Annotated in this window: 14 protein-coding genes; 6 read left to right on the forward strand and 8 right to left on the reverse strand. The window is 67.7% G+C overall.

Annotation, left to right across the window (positions count from 1 at the left end):
• Positions 1-23: 23 nt before the first annotated feature.
• Together feoB and ACOABP_RS24245 are read right to left on the reverse strand one after the other, a co-directional pair.
• Entirely contained in the window at positions 24-1,883 is a 1,860-nt protein-coding gene (feoB, locus tag ACOABP_RS24240; protein ID WP_474228161.1) for a ferrous iron transport protein B, read from the reverse strand.
• Positions 1,884-1,917: 34 nt separating this feature from the next.
• Complete coding sequence (locus ACOABP_RS24245; RefSeq protein ID WP_474228162.1) at positions 1,918-2,235, reverse strand: FeoA family protein; 318 nt, start codon at positions 2,233-2,235, stop codon at positions 1,918-1,920.
• A gap of 211 nt (positions 2,236-2,446) precedes the next feature.
• On the opposite strand from ACOABP_RS24245, the gene ACOABP_RS24250 reads away from it, so the two are divergent.
• The gene (locus ACOABP_RS24250; RefSeq protein WP_474228163.1) at positions 2,447-2,965 is read left to right on the forward strand and encodes a sigma-70 family RNA polymerase sigma factor; all 519 of its coding nucleotides are present in this window, start codon (positions 2,447-2,449) and stop codon (positions 2,963-2,965) included.
• Complete coding sequence (locus ACOABP_RS24255) at positions 2,962-3,729, forward strand: anti-sigma factor family protein (protein ID WP_066732614.1); 768 nt, start codon at positions 2,962-2,964, stop codon at positions 3,727-3,729. Before ACOABP_RS24250 ends, ACOABP_RS24255 begins: the two co-directional genes overlap by 4 nt.
• 274 nt (positions 3,730-4,003) lie before the next feature.
• Here the strand turns inward: ACOABP_RS24255 and ACOABP_RS24260 are convergent, their stop codons facing one another.
• Positions 4,004-4,897: a LysR family transcriptional regulator gene (locus tag ACOABP_RS24260; protein WP_066732612.1), complete on the reverse strand. Its 894-nt coding sequence runs from the start codon at positions 4,895-4,897 to the stop codon at positions 4,004-4,006.
• 125 nt (positions 4,898-5,022) lie between these two features.
• Here ACOABP_RS24260 and ACOABP_RS24265 point away from each other — a divergent pair, with 125 nt between their 5' ends.
• From ACOABP_RS24265 to ACOABP_RS24275, 3 genes are all read left to right on the forward strand, one after another.
• Positions 5,023-6,828 (forward strand): acyl-CoA dehydrogenase family protein, encoded by a 1,806-nt coding sequence (locus tag ACOABP_RS24265; RefSeq protein WP_474228164.1) that lies wholly within the window; start codon positions 5,023-5,025, stop codon positions 6,826-6,828.
• An 89-nt stretch (positions 6,829-6,917) separates the two neighbouring features.
• Positions 6,918-7,916: a Bug family tripartite tricarboxylate transporter substrate binding protein gene (locus tag ACOABP_RS24270; RefSeq protein ID WP_474228165.1), complete on the forward strand. Its 999-nt coding sequence runs from the start codon at positions 6,918-6,920 to the stop codon at positions 7,914-7,916.
• 32 nt (positions 7,917-7,948) lie between these two features.
• A complete protein-coding gene (locus ACOABP_RS24275; protein ID WP_474228166.1) occupies positions 7,949-9,097 on the forward strand; it encodes a CaiB/BaiF CoA transferase family protein in 1,149 nt (382 codons plus the stop codon).
• Positions 9,098-9,170: 73 nt separating this feature from the next.
• Here the strand turns inward: ACOABP_RS24275 and ACOABP_RS24280 are convergent, their stop codons facing one another.
• From ACOABP_RS24280 to ACOABP_RS24295, 4 genes are all read right to left on the reverse strand, one after another.
• On the reverse strand, positions 9,171-10,868 hold the full coding sequence (locus ACOABP_RS24280; protein ID WP_474228167.1) for a lactate permease LctP family transporter: 1,698 nt from the start codon (positions 10,866-10,868) through the stop codon (positions 9,171-9,173).
• Positions 10,869-10,935: 67 nt separating this feature from the next.
• A complete protein-coding gene (locus tag ACOABP_RS24285; protein WP_474228168.1) occupies positions 10,936-12,381 on the reverse strand; it encodes a LutB/LldF family L-lactate oxidation iron-sulfur protein in 1,446 nt (481 codons plus the stop codon).
• Positions 12,378-13,094: a LutC/YkgG family protein gene (locus tag ACOABP_RS24290; protein WP_474228169.1), complete on the reverse strand. Its 717-nt coding sequence runs from the start codon at positions 13,092-13,094 to the stop codon at positions 12,378-12,380. The genes ACOABP_RS24285 and ACOABP_RS24290 overlap by 4 nt, the downstream gene beginning before the upstream one ends.
• The gene (locus tag ACOABP_RS24295; RefSeq protein ID WP_474228170.1) at positions 13,091-13,864 is read right to left on the reverse strand and encodes a (Fe-S)-binding protein; all 774 of its coding nucleotides are present in this window, start codon (positions 13,862-13,864) and stop codon (positions 13,091-13,093) included. Before ACOABP_RS24295 ends, ACOABP_RS24290 begins: the two co-directional genes overlap by 4 nt.
• 143 nt (positions 13,865-14,007) lie before the next feature.
• Here ACOABP_RS24295 and ACOABP_RS24300 point away from each other — a divergent pair, with 143 nt between their 5' ends.
• Positions 14,008-14,715: a FadR/GntR family transcriptional regulator gene (locus ACOABP_RS24300; protein ID WP_474228171.1), complete on the forward strand. Its 708-nt coding sequence runs from the start codon at positions 14,008-14,010 to the stop codon at positions 14,713-14,715.
• 123 nt (positions 14,716-14,838) lie between these two features.
• Here ACOABP_RS24300 and ACOABP_RS24305 read toward each other — a convergent pair whose 3' ends face one another.
• On the reverse strand, positions 14,839-15,936 hold the full coding sequence (locus ACOABP_RS24305; RefSeq protein WP_474228172.1) for an AI-2E family transporter: 1,098 nt from the start codon (positions 15,934-15,936) through the stop codon (positions 14,839-14,841).
• Between the last annotated feature and the right edge of the window lie 33 nt (positions 15,937-15,969).

Here is a 15,969-nt window from a genome sequence, read left to right on the forward strand (position 1 = left end):
GCAGGCAGCCAGTTTCCTCGATATCAGGTGAGCGCCAGCGCCACGCGGTACGTGATGAACGACGCGAGATAGGCCAGCCCCGCCAGGTAGGCGGCCGAGGCGGCCATGACCTTCCAGGAGTTGGTCTCGCGGCGGATCACCGCCAGCGTGGAAATGCACTGTGGCGCGAAGACATACCAGGCCAGCAATGACAGCGCCGTGGCCAGCGACCATTGCGCCGCGATCATCGGGGCCAGCTGCACCGCCACGGCATCGTCGCTGCCCGACAGCGCGTACACGGTTGCCAGCGCACCCACCGCCACTTCACGCGCGGCCAGGCCCGGCACCAGCGCGATGCAGATCTGCCAGTTGAAGCCGATCGGGGCAAACACATGCTCCAGCGCGCGGCCGATCATGCCCGCGAAGCTGTAGTCGATCGGCGGCATGGTAGCGCCTTCGGGCGGCGACGGGAACGTTGCCAGGAACCACAGCAGCACGGTCAGCGTCAGGATCACCTTGCCCACGCGCGCCAGGAAGATGCGTGCGCGTTCCCACAGGCCGATGCCAATATCGCGCGGATTGGGCACGCGGTACGACGGCAGCTCCATCAGCAGCGGATGGTCGGTGCGGTCGCGGCGGAACCACTTCAGCACATAGGCCACCAGCAGCGCGCTGACGATGCCGGCCACGTACAGCACGAACAGCACCAGGCCCTGCAGGTTGAACAGGCCGGCCACGGTGCGTTCCGGAATGAACGCGCCGATCAGCAGCGCATACACGGGCAGGCGCGCCGAGCAGGTCATCAGCGGCGCCACCAGGATGGTGGTCAGCCGGTCACGCGGGTCCTGGATCGTGCGGGTGGCCATGATGCCGGGGATCGCGCAGGCAAAGCTCGACAGCAGCGGGATGAACGACCGGCCCGACAGGCCCGCGCTCATCATCAGCCGGTCAAGCAGGAACGCGGCGCGTGGCAGGTAGCCCGACTCCTCGAGTGTCAGGATGAACAGGAACAGGATCAGGATCTGCGGCAGGAAGACGATCACGCTGCCCAGGCCGGCAATCAGGCCATCCACCAGCAGGCTCTTCAGCATGCCGTCGGGCATCATGCCGCCGACCCACTCGCCAAAGAAATGCACGCCGCCCTCGATGCCGTCCATCATCGGCGCGGCCCACGAGAACACGGCCTGGAACATGAAGAACAGCAGCACGGCCAGGATCACCAGGCCAAACACCGGGTGCAGCACCACGCGGTCCACGGCGTCGTCGAAGCGCGCGGTGCGCGTGGGCATCGTCACGGCGGCGTCCAGCAAGCGCTTGACCTCGGCGTGGGTGTCCAGCTCGGACACGCTGTCCAGCGGCTGCGCCGGGGGCGCGGGCGGCAGCGTCTCGTCGAACAGCTTGACCAGCGCGGCGGCGCCGTCGCGCTTGACGGCCACGGTCTGCACCACGGGCACACCCAGCGCCTGCGACAGCGCGTCGCGATCGATCACGATGCCGCGGCGGGCCGCCGCATCGCTCATGTTGAGCACCACCACCATGGGCAGGCCCAGGCGGCGCAGTTCCAGCACGAAGCGCAGGTGCAGGCGCAGGTTGGTGGCATCGACCACCGACACCAGCAGGTCGGGGCGGGCCTCGCCGGGGCGCTGGCCCATGCAGACCTCGCGCGTGATGGCTTCGTCCAGGCTGGCCGAATGCAGGCTGTACGCGCCGGGCAGGTCGAGGATGCGCACGGTGCGGCCGGCCGGCGAGACAAACTGGCCTTCCTTGCGCTCGACGGTCACGCCGGCGTAGTTGGCTACCTTCTGGCGGCTGCCGGTCAGGCGGTTGAACAGTGCGGTCTTGCCGCAATTGGGGTTGCCTACCAGCGCGATGCGCAAGGCGGAGGCATTCTGGGCAACTGACATGATGGAATAGGGTCAGGCGAAGGCGGGCAGGCCCTCAGGCGATGCGCTGTGCGTCGGCATCGGAAGCGTCGGCGGTGCCAGCCTGGCCTGCCGGCGCGATGCTCGACACGGTGGCGGTGGCCACTTCCACGGCAATGCGTCCGGCCTCCGAGCGGCGCAGCGCAAAGCGCGTGTAGCCCACCTGGGCAACCAGTGGATCCTTGCCAAACGGGCCGAAGGTGACGATCTGCACGGATTCGCCGGGCACGAAGCCGAGATCGCGCAGGCGTCGCGCGACGGGGTCGTTAGGGGTGGCATCGTCCACCGATTTCACGATGGCGACCGTGCGCCGGGGCAGTTCAGACAACCGCATATGCTTCCAGTCCAAGGGCGGGATCGCCGCCGCGCGACAGAAAAATCCTGTCGGGGTACGTAAATAGAAATCGTTCTCGATTGTATAGCATTCGCGCCATTTGCGCGCTGAAGCCACACCGTTGTTAGCTGTTTGTAATGTGGGCGGAATAACTCTCGCTGCCAGACGTTTACCGTGTAACGACATTCCCGCCCCTGCCACCCCCGGACCGATGGACAACGATTTCTCAGACGATGCGCTGCGCGAAGTGATTCCGAGGCTGCGCCGCTTTGCGGTGTCGCTGACGCGGAACGAGGCCAGCGCGGACGACCTGGTGCAGGCGTGCCTGGAGCGCGCGCTGTCGCGCCGTGTGACGCGGCAGGAAGGCAGCGACCTGCGAGCCTGGCTGTTCTCGATCCTGTACCGGCAGTTCATCGACGGTCAGCGCCGTGCCAAACGGTATGCGGGCCTGCTGACGCTGTTCGGGGCCGGCAGTGACGAGGACAGCGCCCCGTCCACCGAAGACGTGGTGCTGGCCCGCTCGGCGCTGGACGGTTTCAACCGGCTGTCGGCCGAACAGCGCGCGCTGCTGATGCTGGTGACCGTGGAAGGGCTCAGCTACCAGGAGGCTGCCGATGCGCTCGACGTGCCGATCGGCACCGTGATGTCGCGCATCTCCCGGGCGCGCAAGGCACTGCGCGAACTCACCGACGGCAAGGTCGTCCATCCTCCCCTGCAGGTGCTCAAATGAATACCCTGATGCCTACCGAACCGGAACTGCACGCCTATGTCGATGGCGAACTGGACGAAACGCGGCGCCTGCAGATCGACGCATTGATCGCCAGCCATCCGGAGCTGGCGCGCGAGGTGGAGCAGATCCGGCAGGACATGCAGCGCCTGCGCGCCAGCATGGAACCGCCCCCGGCCGACACGCCGGCCCGGCTCGACCCGTTCCGCATCCGCCGCGGCCTGCGCGACCGCATGCGGCACCGCGCTGCCATCGCCGCGTCGCTGGTCGTGGCATTGGCCGTGGGCGGAATGGGCGGCTGGCAGTCGCGCGAGATCGCGTTGCGCCAGAGCTATCCGCCGATGGCCGATGCGATGTCGGCCTATCGGCTGTTCGCCGTCAGCGCCACGCCGCAGATGGTCGACGTGAAGATCGATGCGAAGGCCACCGATGCACGCGAGTTGCAGGCATGGCTGAATCGCCATTTTGTGCAGCCGGCGCCGTTGCCCGATTTCTCGGCCTACGGATTCCGTCCCGTGGGCGGCCGGCTGATGTCCACCGAGCAAGGCCCGGCCGCGATGATCCTGTACCAGAACCCGCAGATGCAGGCGATTGTTTATTACGTGCGGCCGCAGGGCGATCTGCGGCTGCGCAATGGGTCGCGCACCGAGGGCAACCTGATGGCGCAGTACTGGCGCAACGGCCGCTATCTGTATGCCGTGGTCAGTCCCACCGACAATCCGGCCGCGCTGCCCGTGCAGCGGGCCGTTGCGCCGGGCGATACCTGAACCGCGCCATGAGGTGCCGCGACCTTGCGTGCCGCAATGTGTGTCGTGGCGGCGTTTGACCCTAGGGGATTACCCCCGCCTGGGCACGAATCGCAGGATTGTGGGGCGGACTGACCGCCTTGCGGCTCCGAATAACACGTTTGCGGTATTGGTACGGCGTGCCCCGGGGGCATAAGCTGCACGCACGCTGAACACCCCGTTCCACGCGTACTTCAGAGCCACTGGCCCCCTGGGCCGGTGGCTTTTTCTTTTGGCGCTTCCGCCATGCCCGGCGCTAGATGCCCGCCTGTGCTGCCGCTGTCCTGACCGTGGCGACGAAATGGTCGCGCGCCGGGTGGTCGGGTGCCTGTTTCCACACGCAATAGACCTCCGACGGCACCGTGGCATCGGCCAGTGGCCGGAACGCCGCACCCGCCATGCCGGAGCGCGCCATGGCGGCAGGCACCACGGCCACGCCCATGCCCTGCGAGACCAGCGATACCACCGACAGCCAGTGGCGCACCTCGTGCCGGATGCGCGGATAGAAGCCCTGCGCGGCACACATGTCGAAGATGCGGCTGTAGTAGTCGGGCGACGCCTTGCGCGAAAACAGCACAAATGGTTCGCCGCGCAGATCGGCCAGGGCCACGGTATCGCTGGCGGTCAGCGGATGGTCGGCCGGCATGCAGCAAACGAACGGTTCGGAATGCGCAAGCGTGGCCGCCAGTTCATCGGGCACGCGGCTGGTGTGGACAAAGCCGGCATCCAGTTCGCCGTGCAGCAGCGCGTCGATCTGTTCCTGCGAATTGAGTTCGGTCAGCGCCACATGGATGCCCGGATACCGTCCCTGGAACTCCTGCAGGCGCTGCGGCAGGCCGCGATACAGCATCGATCCGACAAAGCCCACGCGCAGGCGGCCCACGGCGCCGGCCTCGATCTCGCGCGCCAGCAGCCGCGCCGATTCGGCCTGCGCCAGCAGGGCGATAGCCGACTCCTGAAATGCACGGCCGGCGGCGGTCAGGCGCACGCCGCGGCTATCGCGTTCGAACAGGCGGGCCCCCACCGAGGCTTCGAGCTGCTGGATGTTGAGCGATAGCGGCGGCTGGGAGATCGACAGGCGCCGGGCGGCACGGCCGAAGTGCAGTTCCTCGGCCAGCACAAGGAAGTAACGCAGGTGACGGAATTCCATGGCGATACAAATTTTGTATTGATCAAGCCAATTTTAGAATTGGACGCGAATCGTTGGCGATCAAATAATGGATCCCAAACCATCCCGCCCCGTTCTGCAGGGCAGGGAGCCAACGGAGACACCGCATGCCGACCAGCGCCACCCGGCCCGCCGCATCGCAGCCCGCGCCACATATCCACGCCCAGCCAGACGCCCATCCGGTGCCCGACCGCCACGGTTCGAGCCTGTTCGCGGCGGACCCCGACCTGCGCGCGCTGTTGCCGCTGTACCTGCCTGCCGACCTGTTCAACCATCTGCTGCCGCACCTGGAGCGCATGGGCGCGCTGGCGGGCGGCGTGCTCGACGAACTGGCGAATGTGGCCGACCACGAGCCGCCGACGCTGTCGCACCGGACGCGCACGGGGCTGGACGACCAGCGTATCCACAAGCATCCGGCCTATGTGGAACTGGAGCGTGTGGCGTTTTCGGAGTTCGGCCTCGCCGCGGCGTCGCATCGCGGCGGGGTGCTGGGCTGGGACAAGCCGATGCCGCCGGCGGCCAAGTACGCGCTGACCTATCTTTTCGTGCAGGCGGAATTCGGCCTGTGCTGCCCGCTGTCGATGACCGATTCGCTGACGCGCACGCTGCGCAAGTTCGGCGATCCGGCGCTGGTCGAGCGCTTCCTGCCCAACCTGACCACGCAGGTGTTCGACGACCTGTACCAGGGCGCGATGTTCATGACCGAACAGGGTGCCGGCTCGGACGTTGCCGCCACGGCCACGCGGGCGATTCGCGACGACAGCGCCGAAGGCGGCTGGCGCCTGGTGGGCGACAAGTGGTTCTGCTCGAATCCCGACGCCGCGCTGGCCATGGTGCTGGCCCGCGTGGAAGAGGCCGATGGCACGGCCGTCGACGGCATCAAGGGCGTATCGCTGTTCCTGCTGCCGCGTACGCTGGCCGATGGCAGCGCCAACCACTACCGGATCATCCGTCTCAAGGACAAGCTTGGCACGCGCTCGATGGCCAGCGGCGAAATCCGCCTGGAGGGCGCGCATGCGCATCTGGTGGGCGAACTGGGCCGTGGCTTCGTGCAGATGGCCGACATGATCAACAACTCGCGGCTGTCCAACGGCGTGCGGGCCGCCGGCCTGATGCGCCGCGCGCTGACCGAGGGTCAGTTCATCGCCCGCGAGCGCCGTGCCTTCGGCAAGCGGCTGGCCGACATGCCGCTGATGCGCCGCCAGCTGCTGAAGCTGACGCTGCCCACCGAGCAGGCCCGCACGATGGTGTTCCAGACCGCCGAAGCGCTGCGCCGTGCCGACGCGGGCGAGGCCGACGCCTATCCGCTGATGCGCATCCTGACGCCGCTGATCAAGTTCCGCGCCTGCCGCGACGCCCGCAAGGTGACCGGCGATGCGATGGAGATTCGTGGTGGCTGCGGCTATATCGAGGAATGGAGCGATCCGCGCCTGGTGCGCGACGCCCATCTGGGATCGATCTGGGAAGGCACCAGCAATATCGTCGCGCTCGACGTGCTGCGCGCGATTCGTCGCGAAGGCTCGTTGCCGGTGCTGCGGGCGCATCTGGCCCAACTGCTGCAGGACACGCCGATGCAGGCGCAGGCGCGCGAAGTCTTTGCCACGGCCATCGCCAATGCCGCCGCACTGGCCGCGCGTGCGGCCGACGCCGGTGCCGATGGCGACGTGCTGGCCCGCCAGGCGGCTTCGGCGCTGTACCACGTGACCAGTGCCGTCGCCATGGCCTGGGAAGCGGGCCGGATCGGCTCGGTGCGCCGCATGCGCCTGGCGCAGATGGTGCTCGCGCATCGCGTGCTGCCGCAAGACCCGCTGGGCGGCGGCGCCGAGCCCGACTGGCTGGCCGATACCGTGGCACCGCCCGCCGATGGCGTGGTGCGCGCCGCGGGGCCGGTCGACCAGGTCAACGTGTTCTGAAGATCCGCCTCGCGCGGTTCCGAACGGGCGCGCGCCCCCACCCGAATCGCGCGCCCCATATAAAAAAGCTTCACCGGAGACAACGCATCATGCCCCAATGGCACCGCCGCGCGGCCCTGGCCGCCTTTGCCTCGATGGCCGCCTGCACGCTGTTTGCAACGGCCACCCCCGCCTTCGCGCAGAAGGATTTCCCGAGCAAGCCGATCATGCTGGTGGTGACCTACCCGCCGGGCGGCCCCACCGATGCCATGGCCCGCACGCTGGCCGCCGCGTTGAAGAACAGCCTGGGCCAGCCCGTGGTGGTTGAAAACCGCGCCGGCGCGGGCGGCAATATTGGCGCCGAGGTGGTGGCGCGGGCCGAGCCCGACGGCTACACGCTGATGTTCGGCACGTCGGCGCCGCTGGCGATCAACGTGAGCCTGTATCGCAAGATCAACTACGACCCGGTCAAGAGCTTCGCGCCGGTGATCCAGATCGGCCAGTTGCCCAATGTGCTGGTGGTGAATCCGGCCGTGCCCGCAAAGAACGTGCAGGAGCTGATCGCCTATGGCAAGGCGCATCCGGGCAAGCTCAGCTACGCGTCGTCGGGCAATGGCGCATCGTCGCACCTGGCCGGGGTGCTGTTCAACAACCTGGCCGGTACCGACTTCCAGCACGTGCCCTACAAGGGCACCGGCCCGGCGCTGAACGACCTGCTTGGCGGCCAGGTCAGCATGACCTTTACCGACGTGCTGACCGCGCTGCCATTCATCAAGAGCGGCAAGGTGCGCGCGCTGGGCGTGACCACCAAGGGCCGCTCGCAGGCGCTGCCCGATGTGCCCACCGTGGCCGAGCAGGGTGTTGCCGGGTTCGATGTTTCGGTATTCTTTGGCGTGGTGGCACCGGCGGGAACGCCGCCCGCCGTCATCGGCAAGCTGAACCATGCGTTCGCCGACGCGCTGCAGCAGCCCGAAGTCCGCAAGACGCTGCTGGCGCAGGGGCTGGAACTGGCGCCGTCCACGTCGCCGGAACAGCTGGGCAATTTCGTGAAGGCCGAGGTCGGCAAGTGGCGTACCGTCGTGCAGAAATCCGGCGCACAGCTGGACTGACATAACGACAAGCAGCATCACAAGGAAGAGACATGACGCCATCCCAAACCGGCAAGAGCGGCGCGCTGGCCGGCATCCGCGTAGTGGATTTGTCACGCATCCTGGGCGGCCCGTTCTGCGGGCAGATCCTGGGCGACCACGGGGCCGACGTGCTCAAGATCGAACCGCCGCAGGGCGACGACACGCGCACCTGGGGCCCGCCGTTCCGTGACGGCGTGGCGTCGTACTACTTCGGCCTGAACCGCAACAAGCGCGTGATGAAGCTGGACCTGACCGCCGACGCCGACCGCGCGGTGCTGCTGGCCCTGCTGGCCGACGCCGATGTGCTCGTGGAGAACTTCAAGACCGGCACGATGGAGAAATGGGGCCTGGGCTACGACGCGCTGTCGCAGCGCTTTCCGCGCCTGGTGCATTGCCGCGTGTCGGGCTTCGGCGCCGATGGCCCGCTGGGCGGCCTGCCCGGCTATGACGCCGCCATCCAGGCGATGGCCGGCATCATGAGCATCAACGGCGAACCCGACCGCGACCCGCTGCGTGTGGGTTTGCCGGTGGTGGACATGGTGACGGGTCTGAACGCCGCGCTGGGCGTGCTGCTGGCGCTGCAGGAGCGCGAGCGCAGCGGACGTGGGCAGTTTGTCGAGGCGGCGCTGTATGACTCGGGCCTGTCGCTGCTGCATCCTCACGCGGCCAACTGGTTCATGAGCGGCAAGACGCCGGGCCGCACGGGCAACGCGCACCCGAACATCTATCCATACGACACGGTGGCCACGGCCACCGATCCGATCTTCCTGGCGGTGGGCAACGACCGGCAGTTCCGCATCTTCTGCGAGCACATCGGCGTGGCCGAACTGGCCGACGACGAGCGCTTTGCCACGGCTGGCGCGCGCTCGGTCAACCGGGCGCAACTGAAAGGCACGCTGGAATCAAAGCTGGCGGCGTGGGACGGCAAGGCGCTGGCCGACGAACTGTCGGCGGCCGGCGTGCCGTGCGCGCCCGTGCTGTCGGTGCCCGACGCGCTGACGCATCCGCATACCGCGCACCGCGAGATGGTGGTGGAGATGCCCGGTGGCTACAAGGGCCTGGGCGCCCCGGTCAAGCTGAGCCGCACGCCGGCGACTTACCGGTATGCGCCGCTGACGGAGGGTAATGCGTTCCTGCCGAGGGCAGCGGCGAACGATTGAAGGAAGGCTAACCGCGGTTATGCGCTCCCCTCTCCCGCACGGCCGGAGAGGGGAGCGCACCGAAGGCACTGCATCAGCCCGGAATCATCCCCGTCAGCCAGTACGCCTGCACCATCGTGATCACGCCCACGATGAACGCGAACAGCAGGCTGTGCTTGACCGTGAAGCGGAACAACTCCGATTCCTTGCCAACCAGACCCGTGGCCGCGCAGGCTACGGCAATCGATTGCGGCGAGATCATCTTGCCCGTCACGCCGCCCGTGGTGTTGGCGGCTACCAGCAGCGTGTCCGACACGCCGATCTGGTGTGCCGTGGTGTGCTGCAGCGAGCAGAACAGTGCGTTCGACGACGTATCCGAACCGGTCAGGAACACGCCCAGCCAGCCCAGCAGCGGCGAGAAGAACGGGAACGCGGCGCCGGTACCCGCCAGCAGCAGCGCCAGCGTGGACGACATGCCCGAGTAGTTCGCCACGAAAGCGAAAGCCAGCACCAGGCCGATCGACAGCACCGGTCGGCGCAGTTCCAGCATCGTCTCGACGAAGGTCGCGATGGCGTCGCGCGGTTTCATGCGCAGCAGCACCACCGAGATGATGGCCGTCAGCAGGATCGCCGTGCCCACGGCCGACAGCAGGTCGAGCTTCAGCACCGCTTCATAGGGCTTGGGCGACGCCACGATTGGCGCGGCCTTGATGACGAGCTGGTCAAGCATCGGCACCTTGAACTTGAGCACCGAGCCGGCCAGCGCCCCGTTGGCGGCAAACAGCGCCTTGAACGACGGCAGGCTCCACACCGTGACGATGGCCGTCAGGATGCCGAACGGCGCCCAGGCGCGCACGGTCTGCCCAAACGTGTACGGCGATGCCTTGCGGCGCGAAGGCGCGCCCATGCCGCCACCAAAGCCGGCCATGGTCACCGCGCCGCCCGATACCGAACCACCCGCCGTCTGCGATGCCGAACGCGGCTGCCACACGCGCAGGAACGACGCCAGCGCGATCAGGCTGACCAGTGCCGACGTGATGTCCGGCAGCTCGGGCCCGATGTGGTTCGACGTGAAGTACTGCGTCACCGCGAAACTGCCGCCCACCACGAACGCGGCGGGCCATGTCTCGCGCACGCCCTTCCAGCCGTCCATCATGAACACCAGCCAGAACGGCACGGCCAGCGACAGCAGCGGCAGCTGGCGTCCGGCCATTGCGCCGATGTGCATCGGGTCGATGCCCGTGACCTGACCGGCCACGATGATCGGAATGCCCATCGCACCGAAGGCCACCGGGGCCGTGTTGGCGATCAGGCACAGCCCGGCCGCGTAGAGCGGATTGAAGCCCAGGCCCACCAGCAGCGCAGCGGTGATGGCCACCGGCGCACCGAAGCCGGCCGCGCCTTCCAGGAACGCGCCGAACGCAAAGCCGATCAGCAGCATCTGCAGGCGCTGGTCGTCGGTGATCGACAGCACCGATGCGCGGATCACGTCGAACTGGCCCGTTTTCACGACGATCTTGTACAGGAACACCGCCGTGACGATGATCCAGGCAATCGGCCAGAGCCCGTAGGCAAAGCCGAAGCCGGCGGCGGCGAACGCCTGCTGCGCGGGCATGCCATAGGCGAAGATCGCCACGGCCAGCGCCAGTGCCAGGGTGACGGCGGCCGCCACATGGCCCTTCATGCGCAGCACGGCCAGCGCGACGAAGAAGAACAAAATGGGTACCGCCGCTGCGAGCGCGGACAGCCAGAGGCTGCCCAGCGGCGTGTATAGCTGGGTCCAGGGTTGCATGGAATGTCTCCTCGGTGGTGTTTGGATTCTTGAATTCTTGTGAGCAGCAGCGCAGCGGCCGGCGCGGCTACTCGGGCTGGTTTCGCTCGGCCAGCAGGTCCGACAGGCTCTTTGGCGCCGGCGTCAGTGGCTGGCGATGCTGGGTCCAGCCCATCTGCGAAGCCGGCGTGAAGGCGCGCAGCCGTGTGGCGGCCCAGCGGAACACGCGATAGGCGGCCGGATGCGCGAACGCACCGCTCCAGAAGCGCCACACCAGGTGTTCGCGCTTGCTGTACTTCGCGCCCTGGCCCTTGAGCGGATGCGGCACGGCCTCGTCGGGATCGCGGTTGGCCTCGGTACGCAGACGCACCAGCAGTTGCGGAATCGGTATGCGCACCGGGCACACCTCGCCGCAGGCGCCGCACAGGCTCGACGCGGTAGGCAGGTCAGCCGTGGCATCGAGGCCGAGCAGGTGGGGCGAGATGATCTTGCCGATGGGGCCCGGATAGGTCGTGCCGTAGGCGTGGCCGCCGATACGCGTGTAGACCGGGCAGTGGTTCATGCAGGCGCCGCAGCGGATGCACTGCAGCGTGGCGCGCAGTTGCGCGTCGGCATAGGCCTGGCTGCGGCCGTTGTCGAGCAGCACCAGGTGCACTTCGCGCGGGCCGTCCTGCTGGCCGGGCTGGCGCGGGCCCGAAATCAGGTTGAAATAGGTGGTGATGGCCTGGCCCGTGGCCGAGCGCGTCAGCAGGCTCGACAGCGGCACGATATGCGCCAGGCTTGCCACCACCTTTTCCATGCCCATGACGGCCACGTGCACGTTGGGCACGGTTGTGGAAAGCCGCCCATTGCCCTCGTTCTCGACCAGCCACAGCGTGCCGGTATCGGCGGCCGCGAAGTTGACGCCCGACAGGCCGATATCGGCTTCCACGAACGCCTGGCGCAGCGCGCGCCGGCCAGTCTGGATCAGTGCGTCGACATCTTCGGTGTAGGGCGTGTCGGGGATGTTCTGCTCGAATAGCGTGGCGATGTCGGCCTTGGTCTTGTGGATCGCCGGCATCACGATGTGCGACGGCTTCTCGCCGGCCATCTGCACGATGTACTCGCCCATGTCCGATTCGATGCAGTCGATGCCGCGCTCGGCCAGGTAATGGTTCAGCTCCATTTCCTCGCTGGCCATCGACTTGCCCTTGATCACGCGCTTTGCGGCATGGGTCTGGGCGATGCGATGGATGATCGCGTTGGCCTCTTCGGCCGTCTCGGCCCAATGGACCTGCACGTCGGCCTGCGTCAGGTTGGCTTCGAGCTGCGTGAGCAGGTCGGGCAGGTTGGCCAGCGCATGCTGGCGCACCGCTTCGCCCAGATCGCGCAGGTGTTCCAGCTCGTCGCCGTCGGGAAACTGCACGGCGCGTTTCTGCTGCAGGAAATCCATCGCGCCGCGAAAGCTCTGGCGCAGCTTGGGATCGTCAAGCGCCTCGCGCGCCCGGGCGCGGAAGTCGGCGGTGGGGACGAAGTGAAGGGTCTGCTGGCTCATTGCGCGGCGCCTCCCGCGTGGTCATTGACGATGACGACCCACAGCTGGCGCGGACCATGCGCGCCGTAGGCCAGTGTCTGCTGGATGTCCGAGGTCTTGGACGGGCCCGACACCATCACCAGGTTGGTGGGCATGCCATCGGTCCAGCGTTCGGCGCGAACGGCGCTGTGCAGGTCGGGATGCAGTGTCGAGGCGTACACCAGCGCGATATGGATCGGCGGCACCAGCGACATCGTGCGCGGCGACCCGGCATCGGGCGCCAGCACCAGCGTGCCGGTGGCGGCCAAGCCGGAACGGGCGACCGTGAAACCGGCATCGACGGCATCGAACAGCTCTGCCTTCCACGCCTCGATCGGGCGGTCGAAATCCTGGGTGGCGATGCCGGCCGGCAGGGCCTGTGCCAGCGCGGCACCTTCGGGACGGGCGGTGTCCAGCAGCAGCCGGCGCACGCCTTCGGCGGCCAGCCGCGTGGCGACCCAGACGGGCCAGCCTGCGGTGTCGGTGCAGACCACCTCGGCATGCGACGCGCTCAGCGCGGCCTGCATCAACGCGACCATGGCGGCCACCGCCGGGCGCTCGCCGCGCCGGGTGTCGAAATGTTCGTCGATGCGGCGGTCCAGGGCGGCGGTGTCCGCGGCAAGGGTCGATCCGGAGGTGGGAACGGCGGCGCGCAGGCGGCCCAGCATGCGCTCGCGGGCGGTCATGGCGGTCATGCGGCACCCCCGGTACGGCGCCAGAGGAACGATGCCAGGTGCTCCACCGGCAGCGGCGCGCCCGCATGGGCGGCCGCGTGGCCGATATTGAGCAGGCAGCCGCAGTCGGCGGACACCAGCCGGTCGCAACCGGTGGCACAGGCGGAGGCCACCTTGTCGCGCACCATGGCGCCCGAGATGTCGGCGTGCTTGAGCGAGAACGTGCCGCCAAAACCGCAACACTCCGATTCCCGCACGTGCTCGACGCGAGTCACGCCCGGCAGCGCATCGACCAGCGCCACGCCATGGGCGCGCGTACCCATTTCCCGGCGGGCGGCGCACGAGGTGTGCAGCACCACGCGTTCGTGGTCGCCGGCCGGCACCTCGTCAAAGCGCACATGCAGCACATTGAGCAGGAATTCGGCCAGCTCGTAGACGCGGCCGGCGATGTCGCTGGCCAGCTGCGCGGCCTCCGGGTCGTCGGCGAACAGCGTGGGCCAGTGGTGGCGCATCATGCCGCCGCACGAGCCCGACGGCACGATGATCGGCCAGGGCTCGCGGAACAGCTCCAGTTGGGCGCGGGCCACCTTGCGGGCCTGCTCGGGGTTGCCGCTGCTGTAGGCGGGCTGCCCGCAGCAGCTCTGGCCGCGTGGAAAGTGGACGGTCAGGCCTTCGCGCTCCAGCAGGCGCACGGCGTCGAGGCCGGCTTGCGGGACGAACAGGTCGACGAGACAGGTGCCGAACAGGTAGACCTGTTGCGGGACGGTCGTGGGGTATTGCCTGGATTGCATTGTCTGCCTCCGGTATGGCGCCGCTGCGGGTGACACGCGTCGCGGCATTTTTGGGCGCATAATTCCCGCTCCCGCGCCGGAGTACAAATTGGTTGGACCAATCAGGCGCGCGGGGCCGAAGACAGGGGACTGGAAAGGGATCGATGGGGGGCAGCGCACGCAATCGCGTGGAAGACATCATGCGCAGGATGGAAACCGCGCTGCTGGACGGCACATGGCCCGTCGGCACCCGGTTGCCGGCCGAACGCGTGCTGGCCGAGCAGTACGCCGTGGCGCGCAACACGATCCGCGAGGCGATCCAGCGGCTGGCGGCCCGCGGGCTGCTGCAGAGCCGGCGCGGTGCCGGCGTATACGTCACCGATCAGCTACGCACCGGCATTGCATCGCCGTGGGGCCAACTGGTGGCCGACCACCCTGCGTTGCGCGACGACATCCTGGAGTTCCGCCGCGTGCTGGAGGGCGCCACCGCGTACTTTGCCGCGCTGCGTGCCGATGCCGCCGACCTGAAACGTATACGTGCCCTGCTGAAGACGCTGGAGCGGTCGCGCGAGACCGACGACAAGGCCGCCGAGGCCGAGGCCGACGCGAAGCTGCACGACGCGATTGCGCAGGCGTCGCACAACACCATGTTCCTGCACCTGCATACGAGCGTGATCGGCATGTTGCGCGAACACATCACGATCAACGGTACCGGCCTGCGCGAGGCGGACGATGAATCGTCGGACCTGCTGCTGCGCCAGCATCGCACGCTATGCGAGGCCATCCTGGCGCGCCGGCCCGAAGAAGCACGCACGGCCATGCAGACCCATATCGACTTCGTGCGCAGCAAGGTGGAAGGCGAAAGCGCCTGAGCGGCGCCGCCGGGGAAGGGGCCACGTGCCGCAACCGGCCGCAACCGACAGCACTGGCCGTAATTGGTCGTACCAGTTGCTGCGTACCCGTTCCCAATGGAATCAGTGACTTGGCGTGGCGGGCTACACCAGTTCGGCGGTGGTCAACTCGCGCTTGACGTAGGCGTAGAAGATCGGCCCGGCGATCACGCCGGGGATGCCGTACAGCGTTTCCATCACCAGCATCACCGTCAGCAGCTCCCACGCGGCGGCCTGTATACGTGCGCCGATGATGCGCGCATTCAGGAAGTATTCGAGCTTGTGGATCACCACCAGGAAGAACAGCGACACGATGGCGATCGGCAGGGAAACCGACAACGACGCGATCACGATGGCCGTGTTCGAGATCAGGTTGCCCAGCACCGGCAGCAGCCCGGCGATAAAGGTGATGGCGACCAGCGTCTTGGACAGCGGCAGGTGCTGGCCGAACAGCGGCAGCGCCACCAGCAGGTAGATCGACGTCAGGATCGTGTTGATCGACGAGATCTGGATCTGGGCGAAGATGAACTGGGCGAACGACTGCTGCAGCGTACGGGCGCGCTTGACCAGCGCGTTGGCCAGCGGCCGGCGGTTGGGCCGCGAAATGGCGCGGTACAGCGCCACCATGGCGCCGATGATCAGGCCCAGCACGATATGCAGCAGGGTGCGGAGAATATCGGTGCCCAGCCGTTGCGCCATCTGGGCGTGTTCCTTCATGGCCCCGAGCAGCGTGGTAACCAGTTCCTCGGTACCGCTTGGCAGATAGTCGCTTAGCCAGGACGGCAGCTGGGCACGGGACTGGTCGATGATGTCGGCGGCGTGGTCGAGCAGGCGGTCGAGGGTGGCGCTATCCACATTGAGGAAATGCACCAGCGCCCAGATGCCGCCGGTCAGGACCAGCAGGATGATGGCGGACAGGATCGCCACGGCCAGCGCGTCGCGCCGGGAATGGGTCAGGCGGGGCGCCAGCACGTCGACCAGCGAATACAGCAGCAGCCCGGCCAGCAGCGCCGCCACCAGGTTGGCATGCATGACCAGCAGCAGCGCCCCGGCGGTCAGTCCGTATGACACCGCCGTGACGCTGAACCAGTTGCCGGGCGACAGGCGCGCGCAGCCGGATGACGGGGGGCGGGACGATGAGGGCGGGGCGTCGTTCATGGCGCCGTTGTCGGCGCGGTCTTCCGGGTTTTCCAGCTGCGGCATGTTACGGCTGAGGACGATTGAATTGGAATGAGT

This window comes from Cupriavidus sp. HE11 (assembly GCF_056097175.1).

What these genes read in the sequence shown, in the direction of transcription:
- ACOABP_RS24260 (WP_066732612.1), bottom strand. Translation starts at nt 4,897, where the DNA reads ATGGAATTCCGTCACCTGCGTTACTTCCTTGTGCTGGCCGAGGAACTG.
- ACOABP_RS24295 (WP_474228170.1), bottom strand. Translation starts at nt 13,864, where the DNA reads ATGCAATCCAGGCAATACCCCACGACCGTCCCGCAACAGGTCTACCTG.
- ACOABP_RS24280 (WP_474228167.1), bottom strand. Translation starts at nt 10,868, where the DNA reads ATGCAACCCTGGACCCAGCTATACACGCCGCTGGGCAGCCTCTGGCTG.
- ACOABP_RS24255 (WP_066732614.1), top strand. Translation starts at nt 2,962, where the DNA reads ATGAATACCCTGATGCCTACCGAACCGGAACTGCACGCCTATGTCGAT.
- ACOABP_RS24300 (WP_474228171.1), top strand. Translation starts at nt 14,008, where the DNA reads ATGGGGGGCAGCGCACGCAATCGCGTGGAAGACATCATGCGCAGGATG.
- ACOABP_RS24285 (WP_474228168.1), bottom strand. Translation starts at nt 12,381, where the DNA reads ATGAGCCAGCAGACCCTTCACTTCGTCCCCACCGCCGACTTCCGCGCC.
- feoB (WP_474228161.1), bottom strand. Translation starts at nt 1,883, where the DNA reads ATGTCAGTTGCCCAGAATGCCTCCGCCTTGCGCATCGCGCTGGTAGGC.
- ACOABP_RS24250 (WP_474228163.1), top strand. Translation starts at nt 2,447, where the DNA reads ATGGACAACGATTTCTCAGACGATGCGCTGCGCGAAGTGATTCCGAGG.
- ACOABP_RS24305 (WP_474228172.1), bottom strand. Translation starts at nt 15,936, where the DNA reads ATGCCGCAGCTGGAAAACCCGGAAGACCGCGCCGACAACGGCGCCATG.
- ACOABP_RS24265 (WP_474228164.1), top strand. Translation starts at nt 5,023, where the DNA reads ATGCCGACCAGCGCCACCCGGCCCGCCGCATCGCAGCCCGCGCCACAT.
- ACOABP_RS24275 (WP_474228166.1), top strand. Translation starts at nt 7,949, where the DNA reads ATGACGCCATCCCAAACCGGCAAGAGCGGCGCGCTGGCCGGCATCCGC.
- ACOABP_RS24245 (WP_474228162.1), bottom strand. Translation starts at nt 2,235, where the DNA reads ATGCGGTTGTCTGAACTGCCCCGGCGCACGGTCGCCATCGTGAAATCG.
- ACOABP_RS24290 (WP_474228169.1), bottom strand. Translation starts at nt 13,094, where the DNA reads ATGACCGCCATGACCGCCCGCGAGCGCATGCTGGGCCGCCTGCGCGCC.
- ACOABP_RS24270 (WP_474228165.1), top strand. Translation starts at nt 6,918, where the DNA reads ATGCCCCAATGGCACCGCCGCGCGGCCCTGGCCGCCTTTGCCTCGATG.